This is a genomic window from Desulfosarcina ovata subsp. ovata (assembly GCF_009689005.1).
Taxonomy (GTDB): Bacteria; Desulfobacterota; Desulfobacteria; order Desulfobacterales; family Desulfosarcinaceae; genus Desulfosarcina; species Desulfosarcina ovata.
Window position 1 is genome coordinate 426,347 of the sequence record NZ_AP021879.1, and the last position, 13,724, is coordinate 440,070.

The 13,724-nt window shown below is 49.7% G+C and carries 12 protein-coding genes; 7 read left to right on the forward strand and 5 right to left on the reverse strand.

Translation table 11 applies throughout. The features are described from left to right. The first annotated feature begins 20 nt into the window (after positions 1 to 20). The 4 genes from tnpC to GN112_RS02025 all read left to right on the forward strand — a co-directional run bounded on the left by tnpC (position 21) and on the right by GN112_RS02025 (position 6,536). Positions 21 to 1,415 (forward strand): IS66 family transposase, encoded by a 1,395-nt coding sequence (gene tnpC / locus GN112_RS02010; RefSeq protein ID WP_155308543.1) that lies wholly within the window; start codon positions 21 to 23, stop codon positions 1,413 to 1,415. A 181-nt stretch (positions 1,416 to 1,596) separates the two neighbouring features. Further along, positions 1,597 to 3,669, forward strand: a complete 2,073-nt coding sequence (locus GN112_RS02015) for a hydantoinase/oxoprolinase family protein (protein WP_155308691.1) — start codon at positions 1,597 to 1,599, stop codon at positions 3,667 to 3,669. A 16-nt stretch (positions 3,670 to 3,685) separates the two neighbouring features. Continuing rightward, positions 3,686 to 5,488 carry a hydantoinase B/oxoprolinase family protein gene (locus tag GN112_RS02020; RefSeq protein ID WP_155308692.1) on the forward strand — a complete coding sequence of 601 codons (1,803 nt, stop codon included), beginning with the start codon at positions 3,686 to 3,688 and terminating at the stop codon, positions 5,486 to 5,488. Between the two features lie 22 nt (positions 5,489 to 5,510). Continuing rightward, on the forward strand, positions 5,511 to 6,536 hold the full coding sequence (locus tag GN112_RS02025) for a zinc-dependent alcohol dehydrogenase (protein ID WP_155308693.1): 1,026 nt from the start codon (positions 5,511 to 5,513) through the stop codon (positions 6,534 to 6,536). 9 nt (positions 6,537 to 6,545) lie between these two features. Here the strand turns inward: GN112_RS02025 and GN112_RS02030 are convergent, their stop codons facing one another. The 3 genes from GN112_RS02030 to GN112_RS02040 are packed head-to-tail and all read right to left on the reverse strand — an operon-like array spanning position 6,546 to position 9,929. Then, positions 6,546 to 6,905, reverse strand: coding sequence for a hypothetical protein (locus GN112_RS02030; protein ID WP_155308694.1), 360 nt, complete (start codon positions 6,903 to 6,905; stop codon positions 6,546 to 6,548). 45 nt (positions 6,906 to 6,950) lie between these two features. Beyond that, positions 6,951 to 8,138 (reverse strand): 12,18-didecarboxysiroheme deacetylase, encoded by a 1,188-nt coding sequence (gene ahbC, locus GN112_RS02035; RefSeq protein WP_155308695.1) that lies wholly within the window; start codon positions 8,136 to 8,138, stop codon positions 6,951 to 6,953. A 6-nt stretch (positions 8,139 to 8,144) separates the two neighbouring features. Beyond that, positions 8,145 to 9,929 carry an AAA family ATPase gene (locus tag GN112_RS02040; protein ID WP_155308696.1) on the reverse strand — a complete coding sequence of 595 codons (1,785 nt, stop codon included), beginning with the start codon at positions 9,927 to 9,929 and terminating at the stop codon, positions 8,145 to 8,147. A 542-nt stretch (positions 9,930 to 10,471) separates the two neighbouring features. Here GN112_RS02040 and GN112_RS02045 point away from each other — a divergent pair. After that, positions 10,472 to 11,446 (forward strand): PHP domain-containing protein, encoded by a 975-nt coding sequence (locus GN112_RS02045; protein WP_155308697.1) that lies wholly within the window; start codon positions 10,472 to 10,474, stop codon positions 11,444 to 11,446. A 206-nt stretch (positions 11,447 to 11,652) separates the two neighbouring features. Here GN112_RS02045 and GN112_RS02050 read toward each other — a convergent pair whose 3' ends face one another. Both GN112_RS02050 and GN112_RS02055 read right to left on the reverse strand, forming a co-directional pair. Then, positions 11,653 to 11,949 carry a type II toxin-antitoxin system RelE/ParE family toxin gene (locus GN112_RS02050; protein WP_155308698.1) on the reverse strand — a complete coding sequence of 99 codons (297 nt, stop codon included), beginning with the start codon at positions 11,947 to 11,949 and terminating at the stop codon, positions 11,653 to 11,655. Beyond that, complete coding sequence (locus GN112_RS02055; RefSeq protein ID WP_155308699.1) at positions 11,946 to 12,227, reverse strand: type II toxin-antitoxin system Phd/YefM family antitoxin; 282 nt, start codon at positions 12,225 to 12,227, stop codon at positions 11,946 to 11,948. Before GN112_RS02055 ends, GN112_RS02050 begins: the two co-directional genes overlap by 4 nt. Positions 12,228 to 13,119: 892 nt before the next feature. Between GN112_RS02055 and GN112_RS02060 the strand changes: the two genes are divergently transcribed. After that, positions 13,120 to 13,398: a type II toxin-antitoxin system RelE/ParE family toxin gene (locus tag GN112_RS02060; protein ID WP_155308700.1), complete on the forward strand. Its 279-nt coding sequence runs from the start codon at positions 13,120 to 13,122 to the stop codon at positions 13,396 to 13,398. Positions 13,399 to 13,415: 17 nt separating this feature from the next. Beyond that, positions 13,416 to 13,703, forward strand: a complete 288-nt coding sequence (locus GN112_RS02065) for a HigA family addiction module antitoxin (protein ID WP_155308701.1) — start codon at positions 13,416 to 13,418, stop codon at positions 13,701 to 13,703. Positions 13,704 to 13,724 lie beyond the last annotated feature (21 nt).

The window sequence follows — 13,724 nt, forward strand, 5'->3', positions numbered from 1 at the left end:
AGTATGCTATCGTGCTTTTCATGAAGCCCGATAGACCCATTTCAGATGCCGATTGGCAAGCTACTGCTGAACCGGTACGCCAGTACATCGTTTCTTTGGAAGATGAGCTGCGGGCGATTAAAACTCAAAACGACAAGCTGGAGAAAAACAACGAGAAGCTTGAAAAGCAAAAACGCCAAAACTCGACCAACTCCAGCAAACCGCCCTCATCCGATCCGCCCTATAACAAACCCAAACGCGAAAAGCCCAAAGGCGAACGCAAGCCGGGCGGACAAAAAGGACACCCGGGGCATGGGCAAATGCTGCTAACGCCCAACAATACTCAAAATGTGATGCCCGAGTGCTGCGGTTGCGGTCTCCATTCATCGGATTGGGATAATCTGCGACCCTTTCATACTCACCAACATATCGAATTGCCTGAAATCGAGATGGACATCACCCATTTTGTTCTGCACCAAGGTCAATGCCCTGGGTGCGGCAAGATTGTCAAAGCACAGGTTCCGGAGGCGTTTAGCACCGGCTACGGCCCGCGGTTTTGTGCGTTTATCGCCGAACTGAGTGGTATCAAGGCCATGAGTCGGAGAAATGTGCAGCAACTGGTCCACTCCGTGTTTGATATCAAAATCGCCACCGGCACGATCCAAAAGGTTATCGACCGCGCTTCCGAGGCCATTGCCTCCACCTATGAGCGTATCGGCCAGGTGGCCCGCAGCAGTGAGTGCAACTTCATCGATGAAACCAGTTGGTTTAAAAAGCACAATCTGCAATGGCTCTGGGTAATGGTCAATACGATGGTGGCCTTTTTCCGCATCGATCCGAAAAGATCCAAACAGGCCTTTCTCGAACTGATCGCCGACTGGAAAGGCATCTTGATCAGCGATGGTTATCGCCTTTATTGCAAATGGGTCCATGGCCGGCAAACCTGCCTGGCCCATTTGATCCGAAAGGCCAAGGCGTTAATCGAGAGTAGAAAACTCAACGAAAGGCGAGGCGGCAAGTTAATCTTGGCACATTTGAATACCCTGATCGAATTTTCAAAAAACAAACCGCCACCTTTAAAATGGGAGCGTTTTTATAACTCCTTGTTGCTCATCCTCAGCCTTTTTGAAGACGACACCGACGGTGCCGGTCGCCTGGCCAGGCAAATAATACGAGAAATTGACGCATTGTGGACCTTTCTCGAACATGATGGCGTCGAACCCACCAACAACCGTGCCGAACGCTCTCTGCGCTTTGGCGTGCTATGGCGCAAATGTAGTCTGGGAACGCAAAGCGACAAAGGCAACCGCTGGGTCGAACGAATCTTGTCTGTAAAAGAAACCTGCCGACTGAGAGATAAAGCCACATTTCCGTTTATAGTCGAATGCCTGGAATGTTACTTTGCAGGCATCTCTGTTGATGTGAGTTGGATCTAAGCCTCTCTTCAGCTAATAGCCCCGTGACCGTTTACGTTTTATCCAATGGCATGAACCTGACCAGAATAGATGGTTATATGCAGGAAATCAGTTTGGGCGTTCTTATTATTTCGATACTTGGATTTGATCGGTTTCGCAATAGAAGATAATCACATTACATAAGGTATTAGGAGATTTCTATATGAATTATCAGGTCTGTATTGATATTGGAGGCACTTTCACCGATTGTCTTGTGTCCGAAACCGAAAATAGTGGAAGGATATCTATTTTTAAATCACCAACAACTCCGGGAAATTTTGAAGAGGGATTCATAAACGTCTTAAAAGTTGCTGCAGAAAGTTACCATCAAAACTTTATAGAATTCATAAGACAGATTAAACTAATAATACATGGATCAACGGTTTCAACGAACGCTCTTGTTGAGAGAAAAGTTGCAAAAACTGGATTGATCTTAAATTCCGGTCACCGCCATATCCTCGTTTTAAGGGAAGGACCTCGTAAAGGAGCCTTTGAATGGAAGCTGAACTATCCTGACCCATATATACCGGAGTGGCTGACATTCACAGTTGATGGAAGAATTGATGCCAGAGGTAATGAATTGGTTAACCTCAACGAAACCGATGTTCGAAACGCCATTTTTTCTTTGCAGCGTCGCAGGGTAGAGTCGATTGCAGTCGGCCTATTATGGTCTGTGGTCAACCCTAAACACGAGCTTCGTGTGCGTGAAATTATTAACGAAGAATGGCCTGATATTAATGTTACTTTAAGTCACGAAATCAATCCACTTCCAAGTGAATATAAACGAATAATCGCCGCAACTATTGATGCTTCAATAAACCCCATCATCAGTCGATATATCGCAAAAATTGTCAGCAAGCTAAAGGAAGTCGGATTTCAAGGTGACTTACTTATGGCGAATTGTGTTGGTGGTATGATGCCGACCCAGGAAATGATCAGACGGCCAATTTATAGTGTAATGTCCGGCCCGACGCTTGCACCAATGGCTGCATTATCCCTTACCAATGAACCTGACGTGATTGTCGGGGACATGGGCGGAACCACTTTCGATGTTTCCGCACTGCGAGATCATCAATTGATCGTTACGCCGGATTCCAAGATCCATGACGATTCTTTAGGAATTCCTAAAGTTGATGTGAGATCCATAGGAGCTGGTGGCGGCTCATTGGCCTCGGTCGATGATGGGGGGTTGCTCATCGTGGGGCCGCAAAGTGCTGGAGCTGTTCCTGGTCCGGCCTGTTTTGATAAAGGAAATGAAGAGCCAACAGTAACTGACGCCAACGTCGTTCTCGGATTAATCGATCCTGACTACTTTCTTGGAGGCCAGTTCAAACTCAGAAAAGAACTTGCGGAACAGGCTATAAAGAAAATTGCTGATCGTTTGAATATCAGCACTATCGAAGCAGCATATGCAATATATACAACGTCTAATCACAATATGGTCGCCGCTATTGAAGACATTACCATAAGGGAAGGTATCAACCCACGAGAGAGTTATTTTGTCTGTGGTGGTGGCGGAACGGCATGCCATATAGCTGAAATGGTAGAAATTTTAGGTCTCACAAAGTACATGATACCCTGTTTTATGGCCGGCCTTTCAGCATTTGGAGGGTTAATCTCTGATCTCCGTTGGGAAACAAGCCGAGCTTTGCAGACAGATCATCGACATTTTAAATATGATCAGGTCAACGAACTTTTAACGCTCCTTCATAAAGAAGCGGATGCTTTTCTTGCCGGAGCAAGAGTAGAACCTGAAATGAGACAATATGAATATGCTTTTTTCGGAAGATATGAATATCAATCCTGGGAAATAGAAGTCGCTTTTGAGACTCCGGTAGAGGGCATAAATACTGACGATCTAGAAAATCTTGTCGATCGCTTTCATGAAATGCATGAACGTATCTACAGCATTCGTAACCCTGACGATCTCGTCGAATTTACCCGCTGGCGGGTTCGCGCCATTGGAAAACGTAAAAACCAGGATGATTGGAGAAGCTTTTACCTGAAACCCCATGCCGGAGAACTGGTACCAAAATCACATAGGCCAGTATATGTTCATCAAGGGAAATCAGGGAATATGGTGTCACTTCCTGTTTACGAAATATCTTCATTCGGATCCGGAGCAAAAATTACGCATCCCAGCATTATTGAATCGGAAACCTACACCGCATATTTACGCCCAGGACACCATGCAGAGGTCGACCAGCATGGCAATCTGCTTGTCGAAGTTCACTAAATAAGAGGAGTTTCCAATGGTACAGTCCACGTCTGATAAAAATATAGATAAGAAACATATTATAGACCCTTTTTTAATGTCTGTTCTCAAAAGCAGATTTGAAGCCATTGTTCGTGAAATGACGTTGGTTGTGATGAAGGCCAGCCGATCGGCAGTGATAAAGAATGCCAAGGATTTGAGTTGTGCTATTCTTACATATGATCACCGTTTGGTTACCACCGAAGATGCGTTGCCGATTCATGTTAGCTCCATGAACTTGGCGACAACGCCCATCACCAAATTTTTCAGTGATATAAAGCCAGGTGATATATTTGCTAACAATTCACCCTATACCGGAGCAACTCACCATGCCGATCTAATCCTGGCGATGCCCGTATTTTTTCAAAATGAACCCCTTTTCTGGGTGGTCGCCCTCTCCCATCACGCCGATACGGGGGCTCCTCAGCCTTCAACTTATTTGCCTTATGCAAAGACAATTTACGAAGAAGGCATGCACTATCCATGTGTCCGAATCGCTGAAAATTATAAAGAAAAAGATGATATCATACGAATGGGACGTTTGAAAAACCGTGTGCCTGATTTATGGCACGGTGATGTTCGCGCACAAATAGGTGCCTGCATAACCGGCGAGAAACGTACAATAGAACTTTGTCAGAAATATGGGGTGCAGACGCTTAGGGACTTTGTCGAAGAGTGGTTTGATTATGCATCAAGACGCATCAAGGCAGAAATACAGAAACTACCCTCAGGAGAATATTCATATGAAATCAAGCATGACCCGGTTCCTGGCGTAGCCGACGATGGGATACCGATAAAGCTCAAGCTTCTTGTGGATTCTGATAAAGGGGAAATAATCGTTGATGTTCGAGATAATATTGATTGTATAGACGGCGGGTTAAACCTGTCGAAGAATACTTGCACGGGCTCCTGCCGTATCGGTGTGTACAATAATCTAGATGATTCCATACCCCATTGTCATGGAAGTGCAAAACACATCAAGGTTTTAATGAGAAAAGGATCGGTGGTTGGCGAACCGAAATATCCTGTAGGAACTTCTGTTGCTACAACAAATGTCAACGATCGGTTAATCACAGCAGGCAATTCCGTTTTCTCAAAGATGGGAAAACCATATGGACAAGCAGAAGGGGGGCCGCATCTTCCCGTAGGGATGGCCGTGATTTCAGGCCATGACCCTTTTAAAGACGGTCAGGTGTACGTTAACCAGATTTTTGTCGGTTACGCCGGAGGGGGTGCAAACTATGGGTATGACGGATGGCTGACCTATTGCGGACCGGCAAATGGGGGATTGATTACCTTGGATTCGGTTGAAATTGACGAATCGATGTATCCATTCATCATTGAATCCCGGGAAGTCAGGAAAGATTCGCAAGGTTTCGGTGAATTTGAGGGGGCACCAGGCGTTGCCGGCGTTTTTTACCCTCTCAATCATGATCTGACCGTGATGTACGCTGCAGATGCAAGCACGTTCCCTCCTCGTGGTGTTAATGGTGGTGATGACGCAATGCCGACACTTAGTAAAAAACAGCTGAAGGATGGCAGAATTGTTGACCTGCCGGCATTCAATCAAGAGGTCTGTAAAGAAGGTGAGAAAATGCACTTTCTTTCATGTGGCGGTGGTGGGTATGGCAATCCGATAAATAGAGATCCGGCGACGGTTGCTAAAACGGTTAATAGTGGCCAACTCTCCATTGAGACAGCGAAAAGCATATATAAAGTCGTCCTGACCGATATTGATGAAAATGGTTTGCGCCATGTCGACTATGAAGAAACAAAAAAACTGCGAATGGTTGCAGATTAACGGAAATAAATGAGGTCTTTCAATGCTGGCCATTGTTAAAGAAAATAGAGAAGCCGATTTTATACTCAGGGATGTCGATATCCCGGAACCCAAGGCGGATGAAGTATTGATCCGGGTTGAGTCGGTGGGCATTTGCGGAACCGATATCCCCATTTTCAAGGGGATCCGGCCGGTGGACTATCCATTGATCCCCGGCCACGAATTCGCCGGCGTGATCGTCCGGGCCGGAGACGCGGTCAGCCGGTTTGCCGAAGGCGACCGGGTGGTTCCCGGGCTGGTGGTTCACTGCGGAACCTGCCGCTATTGCCGCCAGGGGCTCGAATCCCTGTGTGATGCCATTTACGAGATCGGCATTCACGTCAACGGCGCCTTTGCCGAATATGTGGTCGCTCCGGAAAAGACCCTCCATCGCCTGCCCGAGGGGCTACATTTCAACCAGGGTGCCCTGATCGATCCCCTTGCGTCGGCCTACCGGCCGGTTCGCAAGGCGCGGATTTCCAGCTCCGATTTTGTCGTCATCTACGGTCCCGGACCCATCGGACTGTTTGCCCTGCAGGTGGCCCGGGCGGAAGGGGCGGGCAGGATCTTGGTGGTCGGTGCCGCCGGCGACACCCACCGCCTGGGCCTGGCAAAACGCCTGGGAGCCGATTTTACGGTGAACGGCCAGGATCACGATCCGGTGGAACGTATTCGTGAATTGACATCGGGAAAGATGGCGGATGTGGTGATCGAGGCCACCGGCGTTCCCGCGGTGGTCGAACCGTGCATCAACAGTCTTAAAAAGAACGGCAGGCTCTCGTTGGCCGGTATTTTCCACGAGGCCGTGCCGGTGGCCTTGGGCGATGTTGTCAGGCGCGAGTTGAGGATTAGCGGCAGCATTTGCTATACTTGGCTGGACTTCCAGGCGTGCATCGATCTGGTGGCTGCCGGAAAAGTGGATCTGGCGCCGATGATCAGCCATGAATTCCCGTTAACGGAGATGGGAGAAGCGCTGAACATCGCCTACCGGCGGGAATCGATAAAAATCATCATGCATCCTCGGGAATGATTTTGCAGGCTATTTTTCCGGCCGGGTCACCGCGTCATCGAGATGGTAGGCGAACTCCATTTTGACCGTTACGCTTCCAATGGGTTGGCCCGATTTTGATTCGTTGAGGGTCAGGGTACCTGCCAGGCGTTCGGGCAGGCCGTTGAGCTTGCTGTCGTCTTTCTCAAAAACCTCGACATCGGTTTCCTCGAAGTCGATTTCATCCAACGCGTATTTGCGTTGGGCCATATAATCATCCTCGTCCAGCCCGTCCTCGGGGTAGTCGATATGATCGTTGAGGCAGCCCTCTATCCAGTCGGCCAGCATTTCGGCGATGGTGCTGCTGAACGGATGAATTTCCCCTTCGCGGGGTTCCTGCGCTGCGGACATGCTCGCTCCTTCTCTTAGGATCTGAGGCGATTGACGGAAATCGCCTCAGATGGTCTGGGCAATCTCATCGTCGGTAAGATAGCAGGCCGGGTCCGGCGCCCATACATCGCCGTGGACCGCCTCGGCACGCACCCGGAAATTGCCGCCGCACACGTCCAGCCAGTTGCAGGTGGCGCAACGGCCCGTAACGTACTGCTTTTTATCTTTGAGTTTGAGCAGCAGATCATCTTCCGGTTCGGTCCAGATTTGCGAAAAAGGGCGCTGGCGCACGTTGCCGAAGCTATGATGGCGCCAGAACTGGTCGGCATAGACCTCTCCATCCCAACTGACGCAACCGATGCCGCGGCCTGAGTTATTGCCTTCGTTCATTTTAAGCAGTTCGAGGACTTCCCCGGCCCGCTCGGGGTTTTCTTTCAGCAGACGCAGGTAGAGATAGGGGCCGTCGGCGTGGTTGTCCACGGTGAGGACCTCCTTGGAAAGGCCTTTGGCGTGCAGGGCCTGGGTGCGGTCGATGATCAGGTCCACCGCCTTGCGGGTGCCGTCCAGGCTAAGGTCTTCCTTGACCATATTCGAACCCCGGCCGGCGTAGACCAGATGGTAAAAGCACACCCGGGGGATGTTCATCTCTTCCAGCAGATCGAAAATGGCCGGGATGTCGTCCACGTTGAAGCGGTTGATGGTAAACCGCAGCCCCACCTTGATGCCGGCCGCCTGGCAGTTGCGGATACCGTTAAGGGCTTTTTCGTAAGCCCCGGGAACCCCCCTGAACTTGTCGTTGATATCCTGCATGCCGTCGAGGCTGATGCCCACATAGGAAAGACCGATGGACTTGAGCGTGCGGGCCAGATCAGGTGTGATCAGCGTGCCGTTGGTGGAGATCACCGCTCGCATGCCGCGCTGAACGGCATAGTCGGCCAATTCCGGCAGATCCTGGCGGACGAGCGGCTCGCCGCCGGAAAAAAGCATGACCGGCGCACCGAAGCTGGCCAGATCATCGATCAGCGCCTTGCCCTCTTCAGTGGACAGTTCGTCGGCCACTGCCTCCTCGGTGGCGTGGGCGTAACAGTGAACGCACTTGAGATTGCATTTGCGGGTCACGTTCCACACCACCACGGGCCGCTTGTCCTTGGAAAACTGCAGCAGGTGGGAGGGCAGGGTGGATGAGTGGCGTCCGTAGCGCAGGGCGTCCGAGGGCTCGACAGTTCCGCAGTACAGCTTCGATATTCCGATCATTTGGGTTTAGCCTTCCAGCAGGTTATCGGGTTTAGGGGGCAGTTGGGGAAGCGCTTCCGTTGGTTTGAGCAGGTCGGCAATGAATCCTTCCGGCTTTTCAAGAGCCTCACGGGTGATGAAAAAGCGGGAACGGCCGGTTTTTTCGCGGACCAGCTTGAGGCCATGTTCAAAACCAGCGGTCAGGTTCTGGTAATACGCTTCCGGCGTGCCCTGGGTCTGGAAACATTTTTCGATGATGGCGTCAATGGCCTCTTCTTCAAGAACAATGTTAATACCATGATTTTTGATAAAGTAAAGCTCTATGGTTTTGGTCTCTTCGTAATAGGATTTGACCTTTTTCAGCACTTTTTCGATGTCGGTGATCTTTTGGCAATAGGCCTGAGCCACCAGCGTCACCCGCGAATCGGTCAACTGGATACCGTATTTGTCGCTGAAGGTCTTGCGGTTTTCAATCAGATACGCTTCGATGCGCTGACGCTCATCGGCCGCCAGCTGTTCGAAGGCCCGGACGGACGCTTCATCGTCGGGCCGGGAGAGCATCCGGCTGAGGTTCCGTTGGGGGTGATCGATCACCTCACGGGTAACGGCAAACCGCTTGACGCTTGATGAAGGCAGGGCCTTTTCAAAGGGCAGCAGGGCCCCTTCGACGGCGCTGACCAGTCCGCGGGCGCCGGTATTTTCGTCAAAGGCCCGGCGGGCCAACTCCTCCAGGGCGTCGGTTTGAAATTTGACATCGATGCCGTAGGCGGCAAAATCGAGTTTTTTACCGAGAATGATGGGATTGTTGGGATTTTTCAAAATGTCGCACAGATCCGATTCGGTCAGGTGCTCGAAGATCGTGCGGACCGGCAGCCGGCCGACAAACTCGGACTCGAAACCGAACTGCACCAGATCCTCGGATTTGACCCGGGGGAGCAACTCCTGGTCCTGGGACGGGTTGGAAATGGATGCACCGAAGCCGATTTTCTGCTCGGCCACACGCCTTGAAATGATTTTTTCAAGGCCGGAAAAGGCGCCGCTCATGATGAACAGGATATGCCGGGTGTTGACACTGTTATTTTCCTTTTTACCGGTTTTCCTGAAGCGGTCGATTTCCTGAAGCATGGATACCGGGTCGTGGGGAACCTTGAGATCCACTTCGGTCTCTTCCATGGGCTTAAGCAGGGCCCTTTGGACGCCGGTGCGGGACACATCGGCACCGATCAGATTCTGGCTGGAGGCGATCTTGTCGATCTCGTCGATATAGACAATGCCGTATTGGGCCAGTTCGATATCGCCGTTGGCCTCCCTGACCAGGTCGCGGACCAGATCTTCCACATCGCCGCCCACATATCCCGTCTCGCTGAATTTGGTGGCGTCCCCCTTGACGAACGGAACGCCGATTTTCTTGGCGATCAGGCGCACCATATACGTTTTGCCCACGCCCGTGGGGCCGAGCATCAGGACGTTGTTCTTGATGACGCCGACCATGTCATTGAAATCGTCCGGTGCGCTTTGAACGTGCTTGATACGGTTGAAGTGAGTACAGATTTTGGTAGCCAGGATATCCTTGGCGGCCGTCTGCTTGACAATGTACTGGTCCAGATAAGTGACCAAATCCTGGGGCTTGAGATCGAATTGGAGCGTTTTCTTTTTTTTCGGCGGTGTCTCGCCCTCGTCGCTTTTGGCGGGCTGGGGCATGACGATGGGCGTGGCCAGCTTCACGCTGCCGCCGAATTTTTTTGCCAGGAAATCGCCCAGTTCTTTTTCCAGTTCTTTGGGATCGGGTATCTTTTCGTTTTTTTCTTTCATTATCGGACCATGGGGGTTTTTGATTTCGAGGAGCGGTCGAACCGCCATCCTGTCCAAAAATTAATGTTGATAAACTCGTAATAAGTCGCATTTCCGACGGATTCGTAAAAAAACCGAGATCAAGGCTTGCGAATCCTGAGGAATGAGGCGTACTTATTAGCGTACTCCGCAGTGACGAAGGATACGCGTAACGCCGATATCGGGCTTTTTACGAATCCGTCAATGTTCAGCCTGCTTGTATGCTTGTGACTATAAGCACCGGACCCGGCAAGTTCAAGGCCCTTTGGTGGCCGCCGGTCAGACCCGAAATCGGAGAAAACAGCCGCGTGGGTCAAGAATTTTTTCGGGCGGCCGATAATGGGGTCTGACGGCCCAGGGACGGGGCACCCGGTAGCGGTGGATAGGGGTTGTTCCGGTGAACCGCCAGGGGACAGATTCCGGACGATTCCGGCGCGATCGGTAAATTAACTGTTGACATAGGATCTGGGTCGATTAGATTGGACAACGATAGATAAAATCCTTCAAGGTGACAAAAAAAATCCATGGACAATTTCAACCGTATTCAGTTCGAAACTCCGGACCTGGATAAATTGACGCGTACCCACACCGTGGTCGATCTCCATTTTCATTCCCGCTTTTCCGATGGTGCCGATTCGGTTGCGGAAATTGCCGCGCATGCCCGTAAATTGGGAATCGGTATTGCCATTACCGATCATAATGCCATTGCCGGGGCCGTGAAACTGGACCGATGCAAAGATCTGTTGACCATCCCTGGGATAGAAGTCACCGCCAGTGAAGGGACCCACATCCTGGTCTACTTCTACCGCATCAAAGATCTCAAGGCCTTTTACGCCAACGATATCGAGCCCCATCTGGGCCCCACGGTGATGTCTTCGATCCGCCTGAACGTGGCCGCCGTGCTTGAACGGGCCAGAAAATACAACGGTATCGTTATCTTTCCCCACCCATACTCAGCCGCCTTTACCGGCGTTTGCAACCACAGCTTTACCGAGGGGCAGTTGCATCGGTTCCTGCGGCAGGCCGACGGGGTTGAGGTCATCAATTCCGAAAACCTGAAACGCTGGAATCTCAAAAGCGCTCTTTTGGGATTCAACCTGAACCGGGCCATCACCGGTGGCAGTGACGGTCACAGTATCCAGCAGATGGGCGCGTCGGTTACCTATGCCGACTGTAAACCGAACCGCAAGGCGTTCCTGGATGCGGTCCGGTGTCGATCGGCCAAGGTGGTGGGCATAGAATCGAAACTGCTCGGAAAAATCCGCTCCAACAGTGCCAAACTCAAGGTCAGCATCAACAACTACCCGGATCTGGTGGAAAAAAACATCCGCTATGGCAAAAGCGTAATTCGTTTCCGCACCCGTAAAACTGCCGAGAAAATCTGGCAGCGGGTCAATGACAGACATCTGAAAAAGGCGTTTTACGTGGTGGCCGGGCTGACGTTTTTCAAAATCAACTACAACCTTTTGCCCTTGTTCATCTTCTCCCTGTTGACCTGAGCGCTGGGTTCGTTTGCATCGCCAAAAAAGAATTCCCACCCGTCATTGTTCGCCCCTGTTCCCTGGACAGGGGCTTTTGTATTTTGGTGTGTTCGTAGGAGCTGGCCATGCCTGCGACCCTGTCGTATAAGGACTTGAGGGAATCCAACAAAATATGGCGGGTGGGCTCAGATAATTTTTGGAGGGAATTAAATCGGCGGTTACAGTTATACCAGAATCTCATCGATCGGTAGTATCTGCATGCCGTGGCGAATCGTAAGAATAGATATCTGCTTCTCTTCAATACGGTATATAATTCTGTAATTACCATAAATTAGATCCCGAAATTGACTATTTCGAATTTCAGGAACAACTCTTCCAATTTCGGGTGCGGATTTTAGCGTCTCTACCTTGGTAAAGATTGTGTCAAGCCATTTTTCTGCAGCTGATGGTTTATCTTGAGCAATATATTCGGCAATTTCTGATGCCCGTTCAATGGCTAACGGAGACCAAACTATTTTCATTTTTGAATCCTTCTGAGGATGCTTTGCTTTGCATCTTCATGAAGAACCCCTTCACCATTTTCGAGTTGGTTTAGTGATATTTGGACGTCTGACAGAAGTTCGAGTTTCTCCTGCATTGTTTCATATTCATGAACATCCAATAAAACCGCAACTCCCTTTCCATGCTGAGTAATGATAACTGGTCGTTTTGTATCATGAACTTGTTTAATAAAATTCGCTATACCAGTCCTAAATTCGGACAAGGGTTTGATATCATGACTGATTTTTAATCTTTGCATAAAGCCCCCCTTCACCAATCTTGATAAGTTTTGTACATAATACCGTACAATATTTATATTTCGCAAGAATTTTTTGGTATCTCGTGGTAGAAAATAAAGACGTATCCACCACCGTTGTGATCCCACGCGGAGCGAGGGAACCAGAGGAAAACCAATCTCTCGCAGAGCCGCTGAGACCACAGAGAGGAACAACAAATTGTTTGGGCTTCGCCAAAAACCAATTTTTAATGATGAATTATAAATTTTGAATGAAGGTTTCTAATCCGATTTTAATTCAAAATTCAAAACTAAAAATTCAAAATTGTGTTCGGCTCTGTGCCCTCGAGTGAAGCGGGCGAAAGAAAAAGGTCGGAATTCCCGGTTCGAGGATAGGGGTTGAGTGTCCGGCAGTAATCAACGGCTGGCGCGTAGGAGCTGGCCATGCCTGCGACCCTGTCCTATCCGGTTTTCGATAGAGCTTCAGTGAGTAGCGCCTCGCTCCCATGCTCTGCGTGGAAGCGCAATTTTTGTGTGCCTGGTCGAGCGGGGTTCCCACGCGGAGCGAGGGAACCAGATGAAAACCAATCTCTCGCAGAGTCGCAGAGTCCACAGAGAGGAACAACAAATTGTATGGGCTTCGCCCAAAACCAATTTTTAATGATGAATTATAAATTTTGAATGAAGGTTTCTAATCCGATTTTAATTCAAAATTCAAAACTAAAAATTCAAAATTGTGTTCGGCTCTGTGCCCTCGAGCGAAGCGGGCGAGAGAAATAAACTTACGAAGATAGATATCCCAATCGCCCGAAGGCTCTGCTTGTCGTTGTGACCGCAGCACTTTATTCGAAATAAAAATCAAGCGGTTAGTCGTGATACCCTTGACGTACAGCGTATTATTGATTAGTCTAATTTAATGATAAAGAGCTTTAAGGATAAGAAAACCAAACTGCTTTTTGAGGGTGAAAGGATTCCAGCATTTCAGTCCTTTGCACGGCAGGCCGAAAAACGACTGCTGGTACTGGATGCAGCCGATGCCATTGAGGCATTACAAATGATGCCAAGCAACAGGTTCAAGGCTCTTAGCGGAAATCGTAAAGGGCAATACAGCATCCGCATCAATGACCAATGGCGAATATGCTTTAATTGGGGCGATACTGGCCCAGAAAATGTTGAAATCGTAGATTACCACTAAAGGAAGGAAAATATTGCATGGCACGAAATCCAATACATCCTGGCGAAATCCTGGCAGATGAGCTATCCGAGATCGGTATTTCTGCCGCTGAATTAGCAAGACAGATCAACGTACCGGCAAACAGGATCTCACAGATACTTTCAGGCAAACGGAACATAACAGCCGACACGGCTTTGCGTCTCGGCAAATGGTTTGGAACCGGTCCTAAAATCTGGCTCAATCTGCAGCAGTCGTACGAACTGGATTTGGCAAAGCAGGAAATCGGCTCAGATCTTGAAGCAATCAAACCACGCGAAGCCGCATAAAACTGACATTTACCCGCAAAA

Excerpts from the sequence above, each read along its gene's own strand:
- GN112_RS02040 (WP_155308696.1), bottom strand. The coding sequence starts at position 9,929 with ATGAAAGAAAAAAACGAAAAGATACCCGATCCCAAAGAACTGGAAAAA.
- GN112_RS02065 (WP_155308701.1), top strand. The coding sequence starts at position 13,416 with ATGGCACGAAATCCAATACATCCTGGCGAAATCCTGGCAGATGAGCTA.
- GN112_RS02020 (WP_155308692.1), top strand. The coding sequence starts at position 3,686 with ATGGTACAGTCCACGTCTGATAAAAATATAGATAAGAAACATATTATA.
- GN112_RS02050 (WP_155308698.1), bottom strand. The coding sequence starts at position 11,949 with ATGAAAATAGTTTGGTCTCCGTTAGCCATTGAACGGGCATCAGAAATT.
- ahbC (WP_155308695.1), bottom strand. The coding sequence starts at position 8,138 with ATGATCGGAATATCGAAGCTGTACTGCGGAACTGTCGAGCCCTCGGAC.
- GN112_RS02015 (WP_155308691.1), top strand. The coding sequence starts at position 1,597 with ATGAATTATCAGGTCTGTATTGATATTGGAGGCACTTTCACCGATTGT.
- GN112_RS02055 (WP_155308699.1), bottom strand. The coding sequence starts at position 12,227 with ATGCAAAGATTAAAAATCAGTCATGATATCAAACCCTTGTCCGAATTT.
- GN112_RS02025 (WP_155308693.1), top strand. The coding sequence starts at position 5,511 with ATGCTGGCCATTGTTAAAGAAAATAGAGAAGCCGATTTTATACTCAGG.
- GN112_RS02045 (WP_155308697.1), top strand. The coding sequence starts at position 10,472 with ATGGACAATTTCAACCGTATTCAGTTCGAAACTCCGGACCTGGATAAA.
- GN112_RS02030 (WP_155308694.1), bottom strand. The coding sequence starts at position 6,905 with ATGTCCGCAGCGCAGGAACCCCGCGAAGGGGAAATTCATCCGTTCAGC.
- tnpC (WP_155308543.1), top strand. The coding sequence starts at position 21 with ATGAAGCCCGATAGACCCATTTCAGATGCCGATTGGCAAGCTACTGCT.
- GN112_RS02060 (WP_155308700.1), top strand. The coding sequence starts at position 13,120 with ATGATAAAGAGCTTTAAGGATAAGAAAACCAAACTGCTTTTTGAGGGT.